Genomic DNA, 21,233 nt, shown 5'->3' on the forward strand with positions numbered 1-21,233 from the left:
AGCTCCTTATTTTGCCGACGGGCCTACTTGTTGTTCGCGACTCCGGTCTTAGATTCTACACTGGCATAAAAGTTAACTTTTCCCGAAGAGATGTCGTACATCGCCCCGACAATGAGGATTTTGTTTTGCGCCTCAAGATCGCGAATAATTTTGCTTTTCTTTCTGATATTTTCGACTGTCATTCTGACATTCGCTTCCGAGACGTGATCAATATCGTCGTAGGATTCCGGGTTGAATTTAGGATTCGACTTTTTGACTTGCGCAACGGCCGGCTGAATTTTATCCAGCACGCCTGTCAAAAATCCCAGCTTCACATTCTGACAAGCCCCTTTGACCGCGCCACATTTCGTATGCCCCATCACGACGATAAGTTTTGCCCCGGTGACCGCGGTACCGAACTCCATACTGCCAAGAATGTCGTCGTTTTCAATATTGCCAGCGACACGCGCAACAAATATCTCACCGATGCCTTGATCAAAAACGATCTCTGGAGGAACGCGCGAATCAAGACAGCTTAAAACCACCGCGTAAGGTTTTTGGCCGTCTTTAGTTTTATTAATCTGATAGTGAAAATCATGGCCCGCTTTTTCATTGTTTATAAAACGCTGATTGCCTTCCTTCAGGGCGGCAAGTTCTTCCTGAGGCGTCTGTGGCGGCGCCTGAACTTGTTTCGCAGCCCCCGCAGAGCTAATAAATACCCCGGCAATCAAAAACGGCATTACGACCGCAATACTTTTTTTAGTCATGGTCTCCTCCTGATTTCATTCTATCGCGGAGGCAATCGTGCAAAAGGAGAATATGGAAAGGCTGCTGCGAAACAAGAGCATCAACGTCTTTTTCGCAACTCATCTGTGAGAGCACAATTAAAAATTCAGTTTGTAGATTTCGACAAAATTGAAGTGAATAAATTTGGGCACAAAAAAACCGAGTGTCACGGACTCGGTTTCTACTTCGGCGGAGCCGAAGTGTAGACAGCATTTTTTTATCAGCCTACGGCTGGTAAAAAAATGGCGGGGTGGACGGGACTCGAACCCGCGGCCTTCCGCGTGACAGGCGGACGTTATAACCAACTTAACTACCACCCCGCATATGTGAGGCACCATTTATACTGATCTCGTGCGCCCAGTTCAACAAGTTTCTACAGCTTTTTCTTGAAAATCTGCGAGAAAATCGCCCGCTCTCGGGACTTTTGCACGCCCTTTAAGCATTTTAAGCGCACCCGATGGCTTCGGCCCCCGCTTCACTTCCCGCGAGACCCTTGAACGACCGTCAGCCTCCCTGCTGCTTCCACAATGTTTGTGCCCGCCTCTCAATAGGGCTCACAGGCTCTACGCATTTGTCGACATTTCGTGCGTTGAAAATTCTGAAAAACTCCACGTATGGTATTTTGAAAAATCCATGACAATACTTTTCCTTGAGTGTCTCCTCCAATCAACTAAACAATGAATGTTTATTATTCAAGACATGCTCAAATAATCGTGTGTTCGTCACATCTTCGCGATGTGTTTGCGAACAAAACCCCGTCATTCGAAGCACTTACAAAAGTCTTAACAGGAATTTGTTTGCGACGAGACTTCACTCTTCTTGCATTGAGTTCAAACATTCATTTAAATCATAGGTAATGATGACTCAAAGAAGAGGACGACTCCTTATTATCGATGATGAGGCAGAACTGCGAGAGGTTCTGATTGCCTTGCTAGAGGACTATATCCTCGAGATCGTCCAAGCTTCTAATGGCATGGAGGGTATCGATATTCTTGGATCCCAAGATTTTGATGCCATTCTCTCTGACGAAAAAATGCCGAAAAAATCCGGTCTCGAAGTTCTAAAGTGGATGCGCGAGAAGGGGCTTAAAACTCCTTTCATCATTCATTCAGGTTACCGTCATAAAGACATGGTTTCTGAAGCCAGCCGCCTCGGAGCCTTTGCTTTTATCGATAAACCATGGGATGAAAATAAGCTCATTCAAACTGTCTGTGACGCAATTGACGTCGGACTAGCAAAGAAGACTTAATGGAAAAATTATTCTGGTTGGATATGGAGATGACGGGCCTCGACGTCAATAAAGAGGTCATCATCGAAGTGGCCGCTATTATTACTGACTTCGAATTTCAGGAGCTCGATCAATTCGAAGCTGTCGTTCGACAACCACAACACTACCTCGACAACATGGACGCCTGGAATACAGAGCATCACAAGAAATCAGGCCTCACTGCAAAAGTTCCTTACGGAATGGCGCCAGATTTGGTGGAAGCGAAACTCTGCGATCTGGTGAAGAAACATTTTCCAGATACGCGCAACAAGCCCATCCTTGCGGGCAACTCGATCAATCAAGATCGTCTCTTCATTGATAAGTACATGCCCGAATTCGGCCAGCGCCTTCACTATCGCGTGGTCGATGTGAGTTCTTGGAAAGTCATCATGAATACAAAGTTCAACTACAAGTACAGCAAGTCGAATCAACATCGTGCATTGGATGACATCCGCGAGAGCATTCAAGAGCTGAAACACTACTGCCGCTTTATCGAAATTCCTAAAAAATAGATTTGCGAAGTTTACTCACTTAAATTTCGCAGATATAGGATCATCCCTCATTCTTGCATCGGACTAGAATGGGGGCCATGAATCGCCTTCTAGCTCTCCTTATTTTAACTCTGCTCTGTATCCCCTCGGCCTTCGCCACGCAGGGATCGCTGAATGTCCTCACCGAGGAATGGGGACCCATTACCTTTGAAGAAAATGGCAAAGCCCAAGGCTTTGCTGTGGATGTCGTAGAGGCCATTCAAGCACAAATAAAAAATGATGCTCATATCCAAGTAGTCCCTTGGACTCGCGGTTATCATGAAGTACAAAGCCACCCCAATGTGGTTTTGTTCACTGTTATTCGTTCAAAAGAGCGCGAGAAACTCTTCACGCTGCTCGGCCCCCTCGGCGGCTGCGAGATCTCCTTCTATGGCCTGGTAAGGCCAAACTTGAAAATTAAAAACATCGATGACGCCAAAAACCTGCCGGCAATCGCGGCCAACCAAGACACACTGTTTGCCACCCTTCTCCAGAGCAGTGGCTTTAACAACATCATAATGACTAAAAATCCCCAGCAAGAAGTGCAGTTACTGGTGGCCGGTCGCGTGGACCTTATCACCAACGACCCCGTCGCCATTGAAACAGCTTTCAAGAAAATGGGCCGCAGTGATTTGAGACTCAAAAAATATCTGACCTTAGAAAAAAGTGAGCTCTACATTGCCTTCTCAAAAGGAACTCCCTACCCAGTGATGCAGCAATGGAAGAAAGGTCTGGAAGAAATAAAGCAGAACGGAACCTTCGCTAAGATCGTTCACAAATGGCTTCCTGACAGCCAAGTTCTTCCAGGCACTCAGCTCGTCGGCCTTGAATCAGAAAATCCATCACGGGCCAAAAATTAAAAAGCCCAGATCTATCGACCTGGGCTTACCATTTTCATTTCCGAAATGAATTAGTAACGGTAGTGTTCTGGCTTGAATGGCCCCTCAGCATCCAAGTGCAAGTACTTCGCTTGCTTGCTTGAAAGCTTCGTCAATTTCACACCGAGTTTACCCAAGTGCAAAGCCGCCACTTTTTCATCAAGATGCTTCGGCAAGCGGTAAACTTTGTTCTCTTCGTACTTATCACGGTTCAAGAACAATTCCATCTGAGCCAACACTTGATTCGTGAAGCTGTTCGACATCACGAAGCTTGGGTGACCCGTTGCACAGCCCAAGTTCACCAAGCGGCCTTTCGCCAATACGATGATTTGGTTGCCGTTTTTCAATGTGTGGATATCAACCTGAGGTTTGATCTCACGCATTTTTGAATTCTTATTCAACCAAGCCATATCGATTTCAATATCGAAGTGACCGATGTTACAAACAATCGCGTTATTTTTCATTTTCGCGAAGTGTTTGTCAGTCACGATGTCGCAGCAGCCAGTTGCTGTGACAAAGATATCAGCGATTGGAGTCGCCTCTTCCATTGTTGTCACTTCGAAACCTTCCATAGAAGCTTGCAAAGCACAGATTGGATCGATTTCAGTGACGAGTACGCGAGCGCCGAAGTTACGCATAGAGTGAGCGCAACCTTTACCTACGTCACCGTAACCCGCAACAACCACGACTTTACCCGCGATCATTGTGTCTGTTGCACGCTTGATACCGTCTGCCAAAGACTCACGGCAGCCGTACAAGTTGTCGAATTTAGATTTTGTCACAGAGTCATTGATGTTGATCGCAGGAACTTTGAGTTTCCCCTGCTTCACCATCTGCTCAAGATTGTGAACACCTGTCGTTGTCTCTTCAGAGATCCCGATGATGTTTTTCATTTCTTTTGCAAAACGTGGCTCGTGCATCATGTTTGTGAGGTCACCGCCGTCGTCGAGGATCATGTTGTAGCCTTCTTTGCCCCAGCCAGTGATCGTTTGTTCGATACACCAGTTGAACTCCTGCTCTGTTTCGCCTTTCCAAGCAAAAACCGGGATCCCTGCAGCGGCGATTGCAACCGCCGCGTGGTCTTGAGTCGAGAAGATATTGCAAGAAGACCAACGGATCTCAGCGCCCAACTCAACAAGTGTTTCAATCAACACGGCTGTTTGGATTGTCATGTGCAAGCAACCCGCAATGCGCGCGCCTTTCAAAGGCTTTTGCTTGCCGTACTCTTTACGAAGAGCCATCAAACCTGGCATTTCAGTTTCAGCGATCGAGATTTCTTCGCGGCCCCAACGAGCAAGCTCAGCGAAGACTTTTGGGTTGTCCATGGCTTCTTTGCAAACCATGTAGTCTACTTTTGTAGTGGCTTTAGCTGGCGCCTTCGCCGGAGTTTTTGTAGCAGCTTTTGCAGCCATTGCTTTCGCGTTTTTCTTCATAGCTTTCCCTGAATTTGTCGTAAGAGACATGTGTGATTACCCTTGTAACGTTAAAATTTCATAGCCCGTGTCGGTCACAAGAATCGTATGCTCGAACTGCGCCGACAAGAGGTTATCTGCTGTTTTATAATATTTGATCGAAGAGCCTGGAATATCAAACTCTATAAATTGATCTGTGCCTTGGTTGACCATAGGCTCCACAGTGATGCAATGGAACGGAACCAGGCGCTCGCCCTTCCCTTTTTTACCAAAGGCTGGAACAAACGGTTCTGTGTGGAAGACGCGGCCAATCCCATGGCCACCGATTTCGCGAACAACGGTGTAGCCCTTACGGGTCACGAATTTGTCCGTAACGAAGCCTATATCGCCCGTATAGCCGTTCGGTTTGATCGCCTCGATACCAAGGTCCCGCGCTTGTCTCGCCGTTTCTACGAGGTCTCGGGCCTCTTCAGATACGTTCCCCATCATATAAGTCTTAGACGTGTCGCCGAAGAAGCCGTCAATAAATGCCGTCACGTCGACGTTGATGATATCGCCGTCTTTAAGTGGCGTGTCATCAGGAACCCCGTGGCAGACCACTTCGTTCACCGAAGTGCATGAGTATTTAGGATAGCCGCCGTAGCCTAAGCACGCCGATTTCGCTCCACGGGTCAGCATGTAGTCGTTCGTAAGGATGTCGATCTCGTTCGTGGTCATGCCGATTTTGATGTATTTATCGAGGTAAGTCAGGGTGTCGGCAGCAATCCGGCAAGCCAGAGTCATTTTTTTGATTTCATCGAGCGAGAGTGGTTTTATGGCCATAACGGTGTCCCCTAGAGCCACCTCTTATAGCACGGGCAATAAAAAAAGCCTAGGGGTGTGCCCTAGGCTTTTTCAATTTAAAAGCTATAACTAGCTTCTAAGGACTATTTCAAGTGCTTAGAAACAAGTTTAGTCATTTCAAACATAGAAACAGTGCCTTTGCCGAAGATTGGCTTCAATTTGTCATCAGCATTGATGTTTCTGCGGTTTTTAGTGTCTTGAAGACCGTTTTTCTTGATGTAAGCCCAAAGTTTTTTAACAACTTCAGTGCGTGGGAGTGGAGTTGCACCAACTACAGCAGCCAAAGTAGCGCTTGGAGTAAGTGGTTTCATGAAAGCTGGGTTTGGCTTACGTTTGCCAGCAGCTTTTTTAGGAGCAGCAGCTTTTTTAGAAGTTGCTTTTTTAGGAGCAGCTTTCTTAGTTGTAGCTTTTTTAGTAGCAGCTTTCTTTGTAGCGGCTTTTTTAGTCGCTTTTTTTGCTTTTGCCATTATTTGATTCCTCCATTAATGGTGTTTGCTTTTTATTACTCGAATGACCCCAGTGTAACCAACTCTCAGTGTTTGTCCAAAAAAAAATGCAGCCTCATTAAAGATTTTTGATTTTTCCTCTGAAACTCGCCTTTTTCAGAGGAGAAATTGTAATTTCCCCTCTGAAAATCACTCAATATCCCCCTTTTCGCATGCGTTTTCCCTCTGAAAACACCTGTTTTCCCCTCTGAGAATCCTCTGAAAATGACATTTTTTGCGCCCTTTAAGTCAGGTCTTGGAGCTTTTTTCAGAGGAGAAATCAGCTTTTTGAGTGACTTTCCCTTCTGGGACCAGTGAGGAAATCGTCAAATCAAGACTCTGGACTCAAGCTTTCCCATTCTGAGACCGATGTATACACCATGCAATCCAGAGTGAGTTTCCACGAAATTCTCGAGAGAAAAATGAAGGCCGCAAGCAACGGCCAAAGCCATGAAACTCAATCTGCACAAGGCTTCGAGCAGCCTCCACACTCCGCCCCTCACTCCCAAGATCCGGCCCACCTCGCCTATCTGATGGGGACCCTTGGACCAGCTTACTTCCGCCCTCAAACCAGTCGTGCCTATCCCTCAAGACCTAAGCCGCCTCCACCGCCACACGCTCTCAGCGAGGCGCAGAGGGCCGCCTACGACTTCTTTGCACTCCATGGGAACACCCTGAGTCCTGCGTTTTCGCAGAAGGAGCTCAAGAAGGCTTTCCGCGTTTTAGCTCTGAAATTACACCCAGATACGAATAAAGGCGCTGTTGCCAGCGCCTTTATCGAACTCAAAAAAAATTATGAAACATTAATGGATCTATTTTAATTGATAGATCTGAAACGAACACGCTTCGGAGCAGCGTCAGCTCCCAGGCGTTTTTTGCGGTCTTCTTCATACTCAGTGAAGTTTCCATTGAAGAACTCCACCTTCGAATCCCCTTCAAACGCCATAATATGAGTGCAAATACGATCCAAGAACCAGCGATCATGGGAAATCACGATGGCAGAACCACCGAATTCAAGGATTGCCTCCTCGAGGGCACGCATTGTATTCACATCAAGATCGTTCGTCGGCTCATCCAGCAAGAGCAAATTGGCGCCTTGCTTCAAGATCTTTGCCATGTTCACGCGGTTTCTTTCACCACCCGACAGAACGCCGACCTTCTTCTGCTGATCGGTGCCTGAAAAGTTGAACCAGGAAACATAGGCACGTGAAGGCACTTCCTTCTGACCGAGCTGAATCATCTCGTTACCACCAGAGAGCTCTTCCCAGATGGTTTTCTCTCCATTCAGAGTCTCGCGCGTTTGATCGACGTAGGCCATCTTCACGGTCTCACCGACTTTGAAGCTTCCACTGTCTGGTTTTTCTTGGCCTGTAATCATACGGAACAGAGTTGTTTTACCCACCCCGTTAGGACCAATGACCCCAACGACTGCTCCACGCGGAATCGTGAAACTGACATCATCAAAGAGCAACTTACCGCCGTAGGCCTTCGTGATGTTCTTTGCTTCCACCACGATGTCACCGAGGCGAGGTCCCGGTGGGATATAGATCGACATCTCTTGGAGCTTCTCAGGAGTTGGCTCTTTCAAAAGATTTTCGTAAGCAGAGATGCGGGCTTTGGCTTTGGACTGACGAGCCTTCGCACCTTGACGGATCCACTCAAGCTCACGCTCCAATGTGCGAGCACGCTTTGAAGCGGTCTGCTGTTCTTGCGCTAAGCGCTTATCTTTTTGTTCGAGCCATGAAGTGTAGTTCCCTTTCCAAGGAATGCCTTCACCGCGGTCAAGCTCCAAGATCCAGCCAGCAACGTTATCAAGGAAATAACGATCATGCGTGACCGCGATCACAGTGCCCGGGAATTTCGCCAAGTACTGCTCAAGCCATGCAACAGATTCTGCATCCAAGTGATTCGTCGGCTCATCCAGCAACAAGATATCTGGGTTGCTCATCAGAAGACGGCACAAAGCTACGCGGCGTTTTTCACCACCTGACAATTGAGTCACTGGCAAGTCGCCATCTGGACAGCGAAGAGCATCCATCGCAACTTCGATCTTTTGATCGACTTCCCATCCACCGAGTGCTTCCAGTTTTTCTTGGATCACGCCTTGCTTTTCGATGAGTGTGTTCATCACATCTGGGTCCAAATCAGGATCGTTGAACTTTTCGCTGATCTCGTTGAACTGCTTCATGAGGACCGGCAACTCACCCATGCCTGAGAAAATGTTTTCTTTCACAGTCATGGTTGGATCAAGATGCGGCTCTTGCTCGAGGTAGCCGACTTTCATTTGGCGTGCTGGGAAAGCTTCGCCGAGGAAATCATGATCTACGCCTGCCATAATTTTTAGCAAAGAGGACTTACCAGAACCATTCAATCCTAAAACGCCGATCTTCGCGCCATAGAAATAAGAAAGATAAATGTTTTTTAAAACGTAACGATTGGGAGGATAAACTTTAGAAACACCCTTCATCGTGTAGATGATATCTTGGGACACTTTCAAGCTCCTTTAAGTATTACTTTAAGAGTGACGAAGGGACTAATTTATCAGGCCGAATTCCCTTGTCAAATGGTGTTATATTCTCTTACAAATTAAGTACGGGTGCAAATTAATGGATAAGCAGAATAAAGCAGACAAAACCGCCTCTACCGGCGCGACATCAGACGCGGCGGCGGGCAAACCTTCTTGGGATCATATCAATTCAGATCTCAAGAGCGCCCTCGACACCTGGGAAGAACTCACTGACAAGATGGCCAACAAGCTTTCCCCTGAGGAAGAGCAATTGCGTGAGATTAAGAGCATTTTGGGTTCTTTGAAGGACAAGTTGAAGGCCTTCGAAGAGGACGATGCGCCGGCGGCGTCACCGGCCCCTGCTCCGAAAGCTCCTGAAGAAAAGGCTTAGTTTTATTGCCATGTGGCTGTGAATGCGGCACTAAATTCGCCGAATCCCGGCCTGCTGTCGATAGACCTCTCGGTTATGATTAGCGCAGAGAACCCGGAGATTTTCTAGTTCATTGCCTCCTCCTGCCCAACGGGGCTGAATATGATCCGCCTGCAGATTCCACTGAGATCCGCAGATCTTGCCAGATTTTTGATCTTTATATTGGCAACACCCATCCCTTAATAGAACTTGGCGCTTAAGACTCTCGCAGATATTTTTGTTTGTCTCATCTTGAGTTTTCACTGGAACCGCGCCCTTCCTTTGACCCTTCACTGCTTTTTCCGCGGAACCTTTGGATCCTTGAGATCTGGACGCCTTTGTTCTTTGTTCAATGACTCTAACTGCGACGTACTCCAGAACCTGATCCCATTCCCCACTTGGCAAGGCGGAGGACAACAATTCGCGCATAGTCTTCATCTTTTCCCACTGCTCTTTTGATAGAGTCACCTCGAGACGGACCGACTCATTGGCCTGACAACTGATTTTCGGGCTCTCTTTAACTTCAATATTGAGCCTTTTACAGACAGCGACTTGAGTTTCAGCGAGTGTTTTGTATTTAATTGCCTCCACCATCGTCGCTTTGGCCTCGGTGGAGATTTTCTGCTCTTTGGCTTGGCGAAAAGATTTTTGTAAGAATGTAATTTGAGCCAGGGTAATTTCACCTTGATCAATACTCTCGATAACTGAAGGCACTTGCTGCGCGAGTCTCGCGGCATCGATCCGGCGCTGGGCACTTCCACCATCATAGCCCATACGCTCAGTGAGGTAGCTATACAAACTAGAATAGCCAAGTCTCAAAAATAGCCTTCGGCGATCAATCTCTGCAACATGCCGAAGGATTTCTTTAAGAGCTTCTTTTTCTTTTTTGATAAAGCTTAAAAGACTCTGATCCAAACTTTCATCTGAAAGATATTTCAAGCTCTTGTCTGACATAAAAACCTTATTCATAGCCGAACCTCCTCTTTGAAAAGGTTCTAACGTCAGTTTTAAATATCGATTTTTGAGATTTTATCAAAAGCGAAACGCTGTATGAAATGTCTATGAAAGGCCCAGTTATACATCCTGCCCACCCCTATAAACCCTTGGTAATTATCTAAAAAGGAGGACCGAATAGCCTCTGAGAACAACCACTATATCCAAGATTAGAAATCGAAAAACTACGTCAAACTATTTTTAAAAGATTCGTATTTCGGACCCTTAACCGGATTTCACAGCCATGTGGCAGTGGAACTCTGAATTATCGAAGAGGCTCAATAATCAGAGAGCGCCCCTCGGGATCCTTGATTTTAAAATAATCCGCGTTGCCACCAAGGATTTTAATTCCCGCTTTTTCAATACGGCTGCGAAAACCCGAGAAGTCTTTCACACTGAAAACAATCGTGCCGATGTCTGTGCGAGTGGCCTCAGACTCAAAACACAAAAGACCGCCCTCAAGATAATAGTTCACATAACTATCTGAAAAGTCCGGCACAGTTTGATTTTCTTTAACATAAGTGCCCGTTGGCAAGTTTAGCGTTCCCTCGTAAAAATCACGGATTTCTGAAAGCCTTCCAGTATGGAAAATAACTGAGTTTAATTTCATAGCATCCTACTTCTTATCAACGAGAGAACCACCGCGGCACTCAGGCGAAACCATTTTGAAGGTGTCTTTGACCTTGTCCCACTCAGGCGGGGTAAAGGTTCTTTGCGAAAGGGCATGAAGACCCTTTGCCATATAGGGCTTGATGAGGTCATTCACAAGGCGGCTGCGGTCGATGCGGGATTTTCCCTCGAAGACATCCGCTACTACGAGAAGGCGGAAGTGCGTTTCTGAATTCGGCGGGACCGAGTGCATATGACTTTCGTTCTCGAGTTCAAAGTACTCGGGTTCAAAAGTCTGCTCTATGCTGGCTCTGAGAGCCTTTTCCATCGGTCCCATTCGACACTACTTCTTATTGATTTTCATTTTAGCGTACTCGATCCCCATTTTTGCCATGGCAAAAACGCCTTTTTCTTCGAGTTTCTTTTCAACTTCCTTAGCCTTGCGAAGGCCTGCTGCCACCGTGATCTGCGCCAAAGGATGGCCGACAGGAATATTTTCAAAGTTTCCGTCATTCACCCACTCTTCAGCGACATTCTCAGCCACCTCAAAAGCTTTTGGTACTTTTGCGCGAACGAGTTCACTGTAAGGAAATTCAATATGAATTTTCTTACGATTCATTTCATCAAAGCCCGATGTCTCGTCAATAGTTTCATCCGCTGTGTGAGCAGCCTCTTCAGCGTGCTCTGAAGCTTCATGAGCGTTGCGAACAGTTTCCTCAGTCTCATCGACGATCTCTTCGGCCATCTCTACAAGTTCCTCATGAGACTCTTCTTGAGTGTCTTCATGGATTTCTTCGTGAGTTTCCTCGCGGCCTGGACGGCGACGGGCTTTTTTCTTTTTAGATGCATAGTCTTTTACTGTTGGCATAACAACCTCGATTAAAATTAAAACTTACAATTTCATTTCCAACACTTCGCGAGTAACTAAGTCATAGTCCTCGCGCGCGTTGGACTTAGAGTGATAAATCGTCTTTCCCGTGCCGATGGTGTTTTTCACCTCGGTGGAAGTTCTTATATAGCTCTTCATCAGCAAATCCTCAAAGGAATCCATGCATTTCTGTAAAAGCTCATGGCTGACCTTTTCTCGGCCATCAAAACGTGTGAACAGAATTTTCTCTGTCAAGTCGAGGTCAAAATCTTTCTTGATTTCGCGAAGCTCCTCGAGATGTTTTTCAAGCCCCATATAGGAAAAACGATCCGGATTTACAGGCAGAATCACCATATCGGAAGCCACCGTCACCGCCGTATTCGTCGCGCTGAGCGCCGGAGCCGTGTCGATCAGGATCAAATCGTAGTTTTTACGAATGGTCTCAAGCGGGTTCTTCACCGCCTGGGACCAATTGCGATTGGAGTTCAAAAGCACACGGTCTAGCACTGAGTTATTGAGATTCGACGGAATCAAATCGATTTTGTCCGTTAACTTAACGACAGCCTCTTGAATCGTCGCTTTCTTTTCCACGATATCGAGCCAAACAGGTTTTTCTTCGGCCTCGTCGATATCCATACCGAGAGCAAAGGTCAGATTGGCCTGCTGATCCATATCGATGAACAAGACGCGTGCACCATACTGAACGGCACCGAGGCCAATATTCATGGCTGTAGTGGTCTTTGCCACTCCGCCTTTCAGCATTTGCACAGAGATGATTTTATGTGGAAGGGTGTTTTTGGCTCTAGCCATGGGATCTCCTTCGTGAATGGAATAATCCCATCGCGCGAGCCCCTTTAAGTCAAGGCAGGTTTTATTTAGTTTGTGATTTCTGCTCGAGTCCCTTTAAGAAGCTCGATACGAGGTCGTCACGCTCTTGTCCTGACACAGGACGTGCACCCATCGGATATTCCTTATAGAGCTTTTGCTGGATTTCCAAGAGGAATCTTGACGCCGTCACAGGACGAACCACGCCGTGACGTTTGCGCTGCTGGCAACGGGACATCACAAGGCGTTTTTTAGCACGAGTGACACCCACGTAAAAAAGTCTGCGTTCTTCGTCGATATCCGAACCAAGAGTTTTGTGTGGAAGCAGATCTTCTTCAACTCCGGCCAAGATAACAACCGGGAATTCCAAGCCTTTGCTGGCGTGAAGAGTCATCAACTGCATTTTATTCGAATTATCCTCTTCATTGACGTCATCTCTAAGCATCATCGCATCGATGAAGGATTTCAAATTTTCAAGATCATAACTGCGACGCCCCAAGTAGGCATCCAGAATGCGACCGACGATCTCTACGACTTGCCATTTTTTCTCGGCGACACTCGGATCTGCCGTGCCATTATAAATGAACTGGCGATAGCCCAAGAGTTGCAAGATCTCGATAAAGTGAGCTCCAGGGCTCGAACCGACTTTGTAATCTAAAATCTGCGATGGCAGCGCATGACAGAAATTGAGCAGATCATCAATCGCTTCACCGGTTTTGTCTTGGATTCCGGCCTCTTTCCACTGCTGGCAGGCTTCCATGAAGGTGACTTTATTCGTGAGCGTATACTCGGTGAGTTTTTCAATGGTCCCCTCACCGATTCCACGCGGCGGAACATTGATGATTCGACGGAGCGAAACTTCATTCGGCGCGAGAGCCTGTTTAAGGTACGCCATGACGTCTTTGACTTCTTTACGGTCAAAGATCGATGTGCCACCCGTGATTGTGTAGGGAATATTCGCGCGACGGAGCGAGCTCTCGATCAAGCCCCCTTGGGTGTTTGATCGGTAAAGCACCGCGAAGTCTTTGTAAGTGTATCCTTGGCGCATGAAGTGCTGAACTTCGCTGACCACGAAATCACACTCATCTTCTTCGCGCTCCAAAACGAAAACTTCAGGTAATTCACCGGTGTTTTGGGCGTTTTCAGCTCTGAGGACTTTGCCGTGACGGTTCTTATTTTGCGCGATTGCCGCATTGGCCACCGCCAAAATCTCGGCACTCGAACGGTAATTACGTTCGAGCTTAATCACTTCGCAGCTTTTAAACTCTTTTGGAAAATTCAGAATATTTTTTACTTCAGCTCCGCGCCAACCGTAAATCGACTGATCGTCGTCACCGACGGCCGTAATATTATTATGCGTTTTAACGATCTGATGGATCAACTCCATCTGCAGACGATTAGTATCTTGGAACTCATCCACCATGACTTGCGTAAATGAGTTCTGGATCTTCTCAAGGGTTTCAGGGTGCTGTTTGAAAAGCTCTAACGGCTTAATCAAAAGACCCTCAAAGTCCACGACGCCTAGAAGTTCTAACTTTTTGTTAAATTTTGGAGCCAGGGTTTCGACCATCTCATGATACTCATCGAAGGCTTCCGTTTTATTGGCCATCCCTGTGCGATGATCATTAATCATGTTGAGAAGCTTATCGACATCGAATTTATCTTTGCCTGAGTTGGTAACGTCTTTCAGAAGTTCTTTGATGATGGCATTGCAATCGCTTTGATCAACAATACCGAAGTAAGGGCTGAGGCCTGCATGCTTATGGAAACGGCGGAGAATCTGCAAACCAAACGAGTGAAAGGTTCCGGCCCAGAGGCCCTTTTTGGTTTGCGATCCAACTTTGGCAGAAACACGGTGCTTAAGTTCCTTAGCGGCTTTATTCGTGAACGTGAGGACGCAGATCTCGTCGGCCTTTGCGATGTTATCCGCAATAAGGCGACCGGTTCTGGAAACCAGAACCGTTGTCTTGCCAGAACCAGCTCCCGCAAGAATGAGCAGCGGGCCAAAATCGTGCTCGACGGCTTTGACCTGCTCAGGATTGAGACCTTTTGTCCAATGACTCATTATTCGCGATTGTGAACGAGATTACGAACTTCGTCAGAGAAAACCACTTCTACTTTTTCAGGCTGAACACCACGAACGATGCCAAGACCGAATTTTGGGTGGTTGATTTTCTGGTTCAAAGAAAACTTAGCTTTAATAGAGTAATTCACTTCAGAAGCGCTTTCTTGAGCCTGCATCAACGCTTCGTATTCAGCATTATGTGAAGACCTACGCGCGCTTTCAGAACCTGCACGAGCACGAGTGACTTTAGCCGCGCCTGTTGCACCGCCAGCTTTAGGCAATGAATAAGATTTTTGGCTGCCACAAACTTCACATTTGATTTTCGCAGTTTTAGAAGTCGTGTGCGCTAAGACGACATGGTAACGGTCGGCATTACACTTTTTGCAGAAAGTAAAAAATGATTTTGCGACTGGAGGTAACTGGTTCACTGGCATCTTAGTATCCCTTTGGTTTATAGATGTTTAAAGAATCGGTTAAATTTTTAGCAGCAATTTCCATGGCGTTGAGATAGAAGGGGCCTTCTTCATTCTCAATGCGCTTTTGCAGATCAATCATGCTCTGCTCTTCTTTTGGGTCGATGATATGGCCGCTCGGACCATAGTTTTCGAGGAATCCCAAATCTTCTTCTTTCGTGAAGAACTGTTCCCAGCAATGGGTGTTTACCTGGGCACGATACGTGATCGTCTTTGCGTGAGAGTGCACTGGCGCGTAGCCTCCGATGACTTCTAGATGTCCGTAGTGACTGTGTAACTTCAGCGCGGGGCTCCCCCATTGAGTCATGCCGGAACATTGCTCAACGTTAGCATACCACAGACCGAACGCTTTAGATAGGAAACCTAAGCCATAAAATTGATCTTGTTTCGGCAAAAGCGAATTCACAGAACACAGGTTGTGGGCAACCCACTCCCCTTTGTGCATCGTTGGAATAATAATAAACAACGAAAGCGGAATCCAATCCATCTCATCCAGTGATTTTGCAATCACCTTTTGAGCTTCAGGAGTTTTGCTATTGTGAATCGGCGAACTGGTCGCTGGATACTTTTGCAAATCCAGCATTTCGCGAACCGCAGGGCTTAGTGCTGAAGGTTTCGCGGCGAATCCCGCAACGAATCCTGGCATCACTGCACAGTCATAAAACACCCAACGAGGCATCGCCATGTTAGATGGACCAAAGGCACGCTCTTCAATCGAGTAAATGCGGTCGGCGAAATTCACTTCAGCAATGTCGAGAGGATCTTTGTAAACAGGCGGATGGCAAAACCAATCCAATTTGTGGCGCGTGCCTGGATGGGCAATCTGATTCTCGGGACGCACAAACACATACGGTCTGATATCCCCAGATTCCATCCAACTCGCTTTACTCAATAAAGGATTCAATTTAGCCATTTTCGCTCTATTCTCTATTTTCCAGATCTATTTTCCAAGTGGGTGGACCATGTCTTCAGGTCTCACCATTGTATCAAACTGCTCGGCTGTGAGGAGTCCTAACTTGACTGCTTCCTCTTTCAAAGTCGTGCCATTTTTGTGAGCTGTCTTCGCGATTTTAGCTGCATTATCGTAGCCAATGTGCGGATTCAGCGCCGTCACCAACATGAGCGAGTTATCCAAATGCTTTTTGATTTGTTGCTTATTAGCCTCAATGCCAACTACACAATGGTCTGTGAATGATTCACAAGCATCCGCAATCAAACGGATCGAATTCAAAACGTTGAACACAATCACTGGCTTAAATACATTCAACTCGAAGTGACCGTTAGAGCCACCAATGCTGACGGCCACATTGTTCCCCATCACCTGAGCACAGACCATCGTCATAGCTTCAGACTGAGTCGGGTTCACTTTGCCCGGCATGATGGATGAGCCTGGCTCGTTCTCTGGCAGATTCAACTCGCCAATGCCGCAACGTGGACCTGAGCCCAACAAGCGAATGTCATTCGCGATCTTCATCAAAGAAACCGCGATCGCGTTCAAAGCGCCGCTGACTTCAACCAATGCATCATGAGACGCCAAAGCTTCGAATTTGTTTTCTGCACTGACGAAAGGAATTTTTGTTTCAGCAGCAATCGCTTTAGCTGCTTCTACCGGGAAATTGATGTGAGTGTTCAAACCCGTTCCCACCGCCGTTCCGCCGAGAGCCAACTGATGCAAATGCGGAAGTGTGTTTTTCACGCGTTGGATAGAGTACTTCATCTGAGTCGCGTAACCGGAAAACTCTTGGCCCAATGTCAGCGGTGTCGCGTCCATCAAGTGAGTACGGCCGATTTTTACGATGTCTTTGAATTCGTTTTGTTTCTTTTCAAGTGCGTGGTGCAACTTTTCAAGCATTGGCAACAAGCGGTTGTGAACTTGATCCGCCACTGCAATGTGCATTGCTGTGGGGAAAGTGTCGTTTGAAGACTGGCCTTTGTTCACATCGTCATTCGGGTGAACTTCTTTATTCGGAAGTTTAATTCCTTGCATATCCATCGCGCGGTTGGCGATCACTTCGTTGGCATTCATGTTTGTCTGCGTGCCAGAGCCAGTTTGCCATACAACGAGTGGGAAATGCTCATCAAGTTTTCCAGAGATTACTTCGTCCGCCGCTTTCACGATGAACTCAGATTTTTTCGGATCAAGCAAACCAAGCTTCGTGTTGGTGAGTGCCGCGCACTTTTTAAGAACGCCGAGGGCTTTGATCATCTCACGAGGGAAACGGTCGCCACCGATTTTAAAATTTTCGCGGGAACGCTGTGTTTGGGCTCCCCAGAATTTATCTGCAGGAACTTTCACTTCACCCATGGTGTCTTTTTCAATTCTGAAATCCATTGTTGGATCCTTCCTATCTTCTCGTTACTTGACCAACTGATGCTTGATCTGTTGGATAAATCATAATTTCTTGAATGTTCACATGCCCCGGTCTTTGCAGGCACCACAAGATGGTCTCTGCAATGTCCTTCGGCTCAAGTGGCGTCATGTTCGCATAAACCTGCGCTGCCTTCTCAGGGTCTTCAAAGCGCACGAGAGAAAACTCTGTGCTGACCATTCCTGGTTCGATGTTAGTGACACGAATATTTGTGCCCGCGAGGTCCATGCGCAATCCTTCAGAGATCGCACGCACTGCAAACTTCGTCGCGCAGTACACAGCGCCACCCGGATAGACCAAGCGTCCTGCCACAGAGCCAAGGTTCACGATATGACCGGCTTTCTTTTTCACCATGAACGGTAAAATTGCACGCGTCAGGTACAACAAACCTTTGATGTTGGTGTCGATCATCGTATCCCAGTCGCCAACTTGTGATTGCTGCATTTTCTCGGTGCCCTTGGCAAGGCCCGCATTGTTGACAAGCACGCTGACGTTTTCGAGTGCCGAAGCTTCTGACTGAACAAAGTCATCGACCTGCGAACGTTTGGTGACATCGAGTTGAATAGTTTTGAATTCTTGTTGCTTCGAATTTTGTGAAGTAGATTTAACCAAGCGGTCGCGAAGCTCTTTCAAGCGGTCGGCACGGCGACCGATCAGGATCAGGGAGTAACCCGCTTGAGACAGCTCTTCCGCCGTCGCCCAGCCAATACCCGCCGTGGCCCCTGTAATGATTGCCCATTTATTGTGCATTTCGGATCTTTCCTTAGAGGGAAGAACATATAATTTTTTCTCCTTGAAATCACCCCTACGAATCAATATAACGCAAGACATCTTTAGAGAGAGGCCCTATGAACTACTGGCTGATGAAATCCGAACCCGATGTCTACGGCATCGAGACCCTGAAAAAGGACAAAACCACGTGGTGGGAAGGCGTCCGCAACTATCAGGCCCGCAATTTCATGATGAAGGATATGAAAGTCGGCGACCTCGTGCTGTTTTATCACTCTAACGCAGAACCTTCGGGGGTCGCAGGCATCGCTAAAGTTTCTCACGCGGCGGAACCTGACAAATCTCAGTTTGACAAAAAGTCAGAGTACTTTGACCCAAAAGCCACGAAGGAAAAACCGCAGTGGTACTGCGTTCAGGTTGAGTACGTAAAAGAGTTTCCTGAAATCGTTTCTTTGAATGATCTTCGCGAACAGGCATCACTGGCAGATATGTTGGTTCTAAAAAAAGGCCAGCGCTTATCCGTACAACCCGTCGACAAAAAACATTTCGAAATTATCAAAAAACTCGGAGGACTTTAGTTGTCAGCTCCAGTGCGTTTGCTTTTAGCTCCGATGGAAGGTGTCGTCGACTGGGTTATGCGCGACACCCTTTCACAGATTGGCGGAATCGACCAGTTTGTGACGGAGTTTTTGCGCGTCACTGACAAGCTATACACTGAGGCGATTTTCTATCGCAATTGTCCAGAGCTCAAAACCGGGTCGCGCACTCGCAACGGCACTCCGGTCTTCGTGCAACTTCTAGGCGGCCATGCAGAACCTCTTGCGTTGAATGCTCAGCGTGCGGCCAAACTCGGAGCACTGGGAGTTGATCTCAATTTCGGTTGCCCGGCAAAAACCGTGAATCGTCATGATGGCGGCGCGACGCTGTTAAAGTCTTGCGACCGCCTTTATGACATCGTGAAAACCGTGCGCCAAGCGGTTCCTGCACATATTCCCGTCACAGCAAAAATTCGTTTAGGCTTTGACGATCCGGCAAAGTGCATCGAAAACGCCAAAGCCATTGAAGAGGCCGGAGCGACTTGGGTCACCGTCCACTGCCGCACAAAAACCGATGGCTACAAGCCGCCGGCTTACTGGGAGTGGATCCCGCGCATGAAGGAAGTCACAAAAATCCCTATCATCGCGAATGGCGAAATTTGGAATGCGACGGATTTCCACCGTTGCCGCGAAGTCACAGGCTGCAGCGACTTCATGATCGGCCGTGGGGCCATGAGCAATCCGTATATTTTTAAACAAATTCGCGAGAGTCTCGCGCAAGATTCCGTGACCGAAGCCCACTGGCAAAACACCAAGAACTTGCTGCCAGGCTTCTTTGAAGCGAGTACTTTTCACATTAATGAGTACTTTGCCGTGAGCCGCACCAAACAGTGGCTCCGCGCCCTCTCATTAAAGAGTCCTGAGGCCAAAACAGCCTTTGATCAGCTCAAAGTGTTACGAAAACCTGTGGAATTCCGCTCTTTGCTGGAAAATTTCTGTTCTTAATGTTATAGTAAGAGTCACATTAAACAGACCGGGCGTAGGCCCCTCTGTAGATTGAGGTAAAAATGGAAAATCAGACAGCTAAAGTTGTTATCTACTCTAAAGATCCATGCCCGTACTGTGTGCGCGCGAAGAACTTCTTTGAAGATCAAGGCATCAAGTACGAAGAGATCGACCTCACAGACAAACCTGAAGAAATCGATCGCATTAAAAACGAAACTGGCTGGAGAACCGTCCCTATCATCATGATCAACGGAAAACTCATCGGCGGCTACAGCGACATGAAAACCTTGCACGACGAGGGCAAACTCGAACCAATGCTAAAATCCTAATCGATTTTCGATTGTCTACTGACGCAAGTCAGTTCGGCGGCACATTTCAATCGGAGCTTGGAAGAAATCTTTTACGAAAGCCTGCATCTCCTGCAGGCTTTTTGCTTTTGCACAGAGACCCACGAGCGACTGACCGAAATCCAACCACACTTCTGTGGTGCGCACGTGGAAACGAATTTTTCTCATCGCGAGATCCTCGCGGAAATACTGACCGCTATATTCAATCAAACTAAGCAGTGCCCGACCGTACTCTTGACCTTCTTCTTGCGGCGTTTGCGGAGCACGCTGCCCTTCGCGGCCAGCTGGCGGAGGAAAGCCCAGCATCTCGCCAAACTGCCACATCATCCATGGACGAGCTGCAAGTGCACGCCCCGCCATCGCCATGTCGCAGCCGGTTTCCTGCAACATCGTCATAGCGTCTTCTGCGGTTTGCACGTCGCCATTGCCAATGATCGGCAAATCAATCACCTCACGCAGAGACTTAATCTGCGACCAGTCGGCAACGCCACGGCGTTTTTGTGCAGCCGTGCGCGGGTGAAGACAGACCCAGCTCGCGCCGGCATCTTTGAGGCCATTTACGAAATTATGCAGATAAGTAAAATCTTTTTCAGTATTACCGTTGATACCGTCGTCCACTTTTCCCGGCTGAGGCGCTGCACGCAGCTTCACACTCACCGGCACTGTCGAATTTTTGACGGTCATCTCGACAATACGAGCGGCGTAATCGGGATCTCCCATGAGTGCCACACCGTAATTGTGCTTGAGGGCTTTTTGCACCGGGCATCCCATGTTGATGTCGATACCTTCAGCTCCCCACTCGTGAATCAATTTTTTGACGCTATCACCGATGGGTTTCTCTTCATTCCCAAGAATTTGCGGAACAAGTTCAGTCTCATGAGGCGCACGCAAAGTTTCAGGCGTCGTCGTGAGATCTTCATAAGGAAGACGGCGCGAATTCAGCATCTCACTCGGCCAAATCGTCTTCGCTCCCACGGGCATATAATCACGAACCGTCAACCGCAAAGCCACATGGCTGAGCCCCACCATCGGAGCTAAACAAAGCGGAAAATTAACATCAGAATTAAGAATAGGCTTCGTAAGCCCCGGCCGTGCGCGCATAGCCAATACCTACCCGCAATCCGCCCCCAGGACAAGGAGATCCGATTTCAGCCCACTTAGCCAGCCCTTTTTACACGAGATAGGCCACTACAGCGGTCATCCATTTGCAAAGTCTATAGAGAGACACCCTTCCGGCCAAAGTAGCACGATACGCACCTTTGGTGCGAATAACGCTTCCTTGCCGGTAAGGGTCTTTACATACAGAGGCCCCAAAAGGT

24 protein-coding genes and 1 tRNA gene are annotated in these 21,233 nt (G+C 47.5%); 8 read left to right on the top strand and 17 right to left on the bottom strand.

Annotated elements, in window-relative coordinates; all coding sequences use genetic code 11:
• Window positions 1-23: 23 nt before the first annotated feature.
• Both JSU04_10620 and JSU04_10625 read right to left on the bottom strand, forming a co-directional pair.
• Entirely contained in the window at window positions 24-746 is a 723-nt protein-coding gene (locus JSU04_10620; protein MBS1970754.1) for a hypothetical protein, read from the bottom strand.
• A 262-nt stretch (window positions 747-1,008) separates the two neighbouring features.
• Window positions 1,009-1,085 (bottom strand) — tRNA-Asp (locus tag JSU04_10625).
• 536 nt (window positions 1,086-1,621) lie between these two features.
• Here JSU04_10625 and JSU04_10630 point away from each other — a divergent pair.
• The 3 genes from JSU04_10630 (at window position 1,622) to JSU04_10640 (ending at window position 3,422) form a co-directional block, all read left to right on the top strand.
• Window positions 1,622-2,014 (top strand): response regulator, encoded by a 393-nt coding sequence (locus tag JSU04_10630; GenBank protein MBS1970755.1) that lies wholly within the window; start codon window positions 1,622-1,624, stop codon window positions 2,012-2,014.
• Window positions 2,014-2,544: an oligoribonuclease gene (orn, locus tag JSU04_10635; GenBank protein MBS1970756.1), complete on the top strand. Its 531-nt coding sequence runs from the start codon at window positions 2,014-2,016 to the stop codon at window positions 2,542-2,544. Before JSU04_10630 ends, orn begins: the two co-directional genes overlap by 1 nt.
• A 77-nt stretch (window positions 2,545-2,621) precedes the next feature.
• Entirely contained in the window at window positions 2,622-3,422 is an 801-nt protein-coding gene (locus tag JSU04_10640) for a transporter substrate-binding domain-containing protein (protein ID MBS1970757.1), read from the top strand.
• Window positions 3,423-3,472: 50 nt separating this feature from the next.
• Here the strand turns inward: JSU04_10640 and JSU04_10645 are convergent, their stop codons facing one another.
• From JSU04_10645 to JSU04_10655, 3 genes are all read right to left on the bottom strand, one after another.
• Window positions 3,473-4,783: an adenosylhomocysteinase gene (locus JSU04_10645; GenBank protein ID MBS1970758.1), complete on the bottom strand. Its 1,311-nt coding sequence runs from the start codon at window positions 4,781-4,783 to the stop codon at window positions 3,473-3,475.
• 126 nt (window positions 4,784-4,909) lie between these two features.
• Entirely contained in the window at window positions 4,910-5,674 is a 765-nt protein-coding gene (gene map, locus JSU04_10650) for a type I methionyl aminopeptidase (GenBank protein ID MBS1970759.1), read from the bottom strand.
• A gap of 104 nt (window positions 5,675-5,778) precedes the next feature.
• Window positions 5,779-6,162, bottom strand: a complete 384-nt coding sequence (locus JSU04_10655) for an SWIB/MDM2 domain-containing protein (protein MBS1970760.1) — start codon at window positions 6,160-6,162, stop codon at window positions 5,779-5,781.
• A gap of 440 nt (window positions 6,163-6,602) precedes the next feature.
• Here JSU04_10655 and JSU04_10660 point away from each other — a divergent pair, with 440 nt between their 5' ends.
• The gene (locus JSU04_10660; protein ID MBS1970761.1) at window positions 6,603-7,001 is read left to right on the top strand and encodes a DnaJ domain-containing protein; all 399 of its coding nucleotides are present in this window, start codon (window positions 6,603-6,605) and stop codon (window positions 6,999-7,001) included.
• On the opposite strand, the gene ettA is transcribed toward JSU04_10660, so the two are convergent.
• A complete protein-coding gene (gene ettA, locus JSU04_10665; GenBank protein MBS1970762.1) occupies window positions 6,998-8,671 on the bottom strand; it encodes an energy-dependent translational throttle protein EttA in 1,674 nt (557 codons plus the stop codon). The two genes, JSU04_10660 and ettA, sit on opposite strands and share 4 nt — an antisense overlap.
• A gap of 115 nt (window positions 8,672-8,786) precedes the next feature.
• Here ettA and JSU04_10670 point away from each other — a divergent pair, with 115 nt between their 5' ends.
• On the top strand, window positions 8,787-9,077 hold the full coding sequence (locus tag JSU04_10670; protein ID MBS1970763.1) for a hypothetical protein: 291 nt from the start codon (window positions 8,787-8,789) through the stop codon (window positions 9,075-9,077).
• A gap of 30 nt (window positions 9,078-9,107) precedes the next feature.
• Here the strand turns inward: JSU04_10670 and JSU04_10675 are convergent, their stop codons facing one another.
• The 10 genes from JSU04_10675 to JSU04_10720 all read right to left on the bottom strand — a co-directional run bounded on the left by JSU04_10675 (window position 9,108) and on the right by JSU04_10720 (window position 18,047).
• The gene (locus tag JSU04_10675) at window positions 9,108-10,064 is read right to left on the bottom strand and encodes an HNH endonuclease (protein ID MBS1970764.1); all 957 of its coding nucleotides are present in this window, start codon (window positions 10,062-10,064) and stop codon (window positions 9,108-9,110) included.
• Window positions 10,065-10,353: 289 nt separating this feature from the next.
• Entirely contained in the window at window positions 10,354-10,698 is a 345-nt protein-coding gene (locus JSU04_10680; GenBank protein MBS1970765.1) for a hypothetical protein, read from the bottom strand.
• Between the two features lie 6 nt (window positions 10,699-10,704).
• On the bottom strand, window positions 10,705-11,025 hold the full coding sequence (locus JSU04_10685) for a BolA family transcriptional regulator (GenBank protein ID MBS1970766.1): 321 nt from the start codon (window positions 11,023-11,025) through the stop codon (window positions 10,705-10,707).
• A gap of 15 nt (window positions 11,026-11,040) precedes the next feature.
• Window positions 11,041-11,565: a hypothetical protein gene (locus JSU04_10690; protein MBS1970767.1), complete on the bottom strand. Its 525-nt coding sequence runs from the start codon at window positions 11,563-11,565 to the stop codon at window positions 11,041-11,043.
• 24 nt (window positions 11,566-11,589) lie between these two features.
• Window positions 11,590-12,375, bottom strand: a complete 786-nt coding sequence (locus JSU04_10695) for a ParA family protein (protein MBS1970768.1) — start codon at window positions 12,373-12,375, stop codon at window positions 11,590-11,592.
• 61 nt (window positions 12,376-12,436) lie between these two features.
• Window positions 12,437-14,455 (bottom strand): ATP-dependent helicase, encoded by a 2,019-nt coding sequence (locus JSU04_10700; GenBank protein MBS1970769.1) that lies wholly within the window; start codon window positions 14,453-14,455, stop codon window positions 12,437-12,439.
• Entirely contained in the window at window positions 14,455-14,889 is a 435-nt protein-coding gene (locus tag JSU04_10705; GenBank protein MBS1970770.1) for a hypothetical protein, read from the bottom strand. The genes JSU04_10700 and JSU04_10705 overlap by 1 nt, the downstream gene beginning before the upstream one ends.
• Before the next feature lies 1 nt (window position 14,890).
• Window positions 14,891-15,832, bottom strand: coding sequence for a hypothetical protein (locus JSU04_10710; GenBank protein ID MBS1970771.1), 942 nt, complete (start codon window positions 15,830-15,832; stop codon window positions 14,891-14,893).
• Window positions 15,833-15,868: 36 nt separating this feature from the next.
• Window positions 15,869-17,260: a class II fumarate hydratase gene (gene fumC / locus JSU04_10715; GenBank protein ID MBS1970772.1), complete on the bottom strand. Its 1,392-nt coding sequence runs from the start codon at window positions 17,258-17,260 to the stop codon at window positions 15,869-15,871.
• Window positions 17,261-17,273: 13 nt separating this feature from the next.
• Entirely contained in the window at window positions 17,274-18,047 is a 774-nt protein-coding gene (locus tag JSU04_10720) for an SDR family NAD(P)-dependent oxidoreductase (protein ID MBS1970773.1), read from the bottom strand.
• A gap of 98 nt (window positions 18,048-18,145) precedes the next feature.
• On the opposite strand from JSU04_10720, the gene JSU04_10725 reads away from it, so the two are divergent.
• From JSU04_10725 to JSU04_10735, 3 genes are all read left to right on the top strand, one after another.
• Entirely contained in the window at window positions 18,146-18,604 is a 459-nt protein-coding gene (locus JSU04_10725; protein ID MBS1970774.1) for an EVE domain-containing protein, read from the top strand.
• Window positions 18,605-18,616: 12 nt separating this feature from the next.
• Complete coding sequence (locus JSU04_10730) at window positions 18,617-19,567, top strand: tRNA-dihydrouridine synthase family protein (GenBank protein MBS1970775.1); 951 nt, start codon at window positions 18,617-18,619, stop codon at window positions 19,565-19,567.
• A gap of 62 nt (window positions 19,568-19,629) precedes the next feature.
• Complete coding sequence (locus JSU04_10735) at window positions 19,630-19,896, top strand: glutathione S-transferase N-terminal domain-containing protein (GenBank protein ID MBS1970776.1); 267 nt, start codon at window positions 19,630-19,632, stop codon at window positions 19,894-19,896.
• Between the two features lie 15 nt (window positions 19,897-19,911).
• On the opposite strand, the gene JSU04_10740 is transcribed toward JSU04_10735, so the two are convergent.
• A complete protein-coding gene (locus JSU04_10740; GenBank protein ID MBS1970777.1) occupies window positions 19,912-21,015 on the bottom strand; it encodes a tRNA-dihydrouridine synthase family protein in 1,104 nt (367 codons plus the stop codon).
• Window positions 21,016-21,233: the final 218 nt, after the last annotated feature.

Source organism: Bdellovibrionales bacterium (assembly GCA_018266295.1).
Lineage (GTDB): Bacteria > Bdellovibrionota > Bdellovibrionia > Bdellovibrionales > Bdellovibrionaceae > JACMRP01.

Excerpts from the sequence above, each read along its gene's own strand:
- JSU04_10620 (MBS1970754.1), bottom strand. The coding sequence starts at position 746 with ATGACTAAAAAAAGTATTGCGGTCGTAATGCCGTTTTTGATTGCCGGG.
- JSU04_10630 (MBS1970755.1), top strand. The coding sequence starts at position 1,622 with ATGATGACTCAAAGAAGAGGACGACTCCTTATTATCGATGATGAGGCA.
- orn (MBS1970756.1), top strand. The coding sequence starts at position 2,014 with ATGGAAAAATTATTCTGGTTGGATATGGAGATGACGGGCCTCGACGTC.
- JSU04_10640 (MBS1970757.1), top strand. The coding sequence starts at position 2,622 with ATGAATCGCCTTCTAGCTCTCCTTATTTTAACTCTGCTCTGTATCCCC.
- JSU04_10645 (MBS1970758.1), bottom strand. The coding sequence starts at position 4,783 with ATGGTTTGCAAAGAAGCCATGGACAACCCAAAAGTCTTCGCTGAGCTT.
- map (MBS1970759.1), bottom strand. The coding sequence starts at position 5,674 with ATGGCCATAAAACCACTCTCGCTCGATGAAATCAAAAAAATGACTCTG.
- JSU04_10655 (MBS1970760.1), bottom strand. The coding sequence starts at position 6,162 with ATGGCAAAAGCAAAAAAAGCGACTAAAAAAGCCGCTACAAAGAAAGCT.
- JSU04_10660 (MBS1970761.1), top strand. The coding sequence starts at position 6,603 with ATGAAGGCCGCAAGCAACGGCCAAAGCCATGAAACTCAATCTGCACAA.
- JSU04_10670 (MBS1970763.1), top strand. The coding sequence starts at position 8,787 with ATGGATAAGCAGAATAAAGCAGACAAAACCGCCTCTACCGGCGCGACA.
- JSU04_10675 (MBS1970764.1), bottom strand. The coding sequence starts at position 10,064 with ATGAATAAGGTTTTTATGTCAGACAAGAGCTTGAAATATCTTTCAGAT.
- JSU04_10680 (MBS1970765.1), bottom strand. The coding sequence starts at position 10,698 with ATGAAATTAAACTCAGTTATTTTCCATACTGGAAGGCTTTCAGAAATC.
- JSU04_10685 (MBS1970766.1), bottom strand. The coding sequence starts at position 11,025 with ATGGAAAAGGCTCTCAGAGCCAGCATAGAGCAGACTTTTGAACCCGAG.
- JSU04_10690 (MBS1970767.1), bottom strand. The coding sequence starts at position 11,565 with ATGCCAACAGTAAAAGACTATGCATCTAAAAAGAAAAAAGCCCGTCGC.
- JSU04_10695 (MBS1970768.1), bottom strand. The coding sequence starts at position 12,375 with ATGGCTAGAGCCAAAAACACCCTTCCACATAAAATCATCTCTGTGCAA.
- JSU04_10700 (MBS1970769.1), bottom strand. The coding sequence starts at position 14,455 with ATGAGTCATTGGACAAAAGGTCTCAATCCTGAGCAGGTCAAAGCCGTC.
- JSU04_10705 (MBS1970770.1), bottom strand. The coding sequence starts at position 14,889 with ATGCCAGTGAACCAGTTACCTCCAGTCGCAAAATCATTTTTTACTTTC.
- fumC (MBS1970772.1), bottom strand. The coding sequence starts at position 17,260 with ATGGATTTCAGAATTGAAAAAGACACCATGGGTGAAGTGAAAGTTCCT.
- JSU04_10720 (MBS1970773.1), bottom strand. The coding sequence starts at position 18,047 with ATGCACAATAAATGGGCAATCATTACAGGGGCCACGGCGGGTATTGGC.
- JSU04_10725 (MBS1970774.1), top strand. The coding sequence starts at position 18,146 with ATGAACTACTGGCTGATGAAATCCGAACCCGATGTCTACGGCATCGAG.
- JSU04_10735 (MBS1970776.1), top strand. The coding sequence starts at position 19,630 with ATGGAAAATCAGACAGCTAAAGTTGTTATCTACTCTAAAGATCCATGC.
- JSU04_10740 (MBS1970777.1), bottom strand. The coding sequence starts at position 21,015 with ATGCGCGCACGGCCGGGGCTTACGAAGCCTATTCTTAATTCTGATGTT.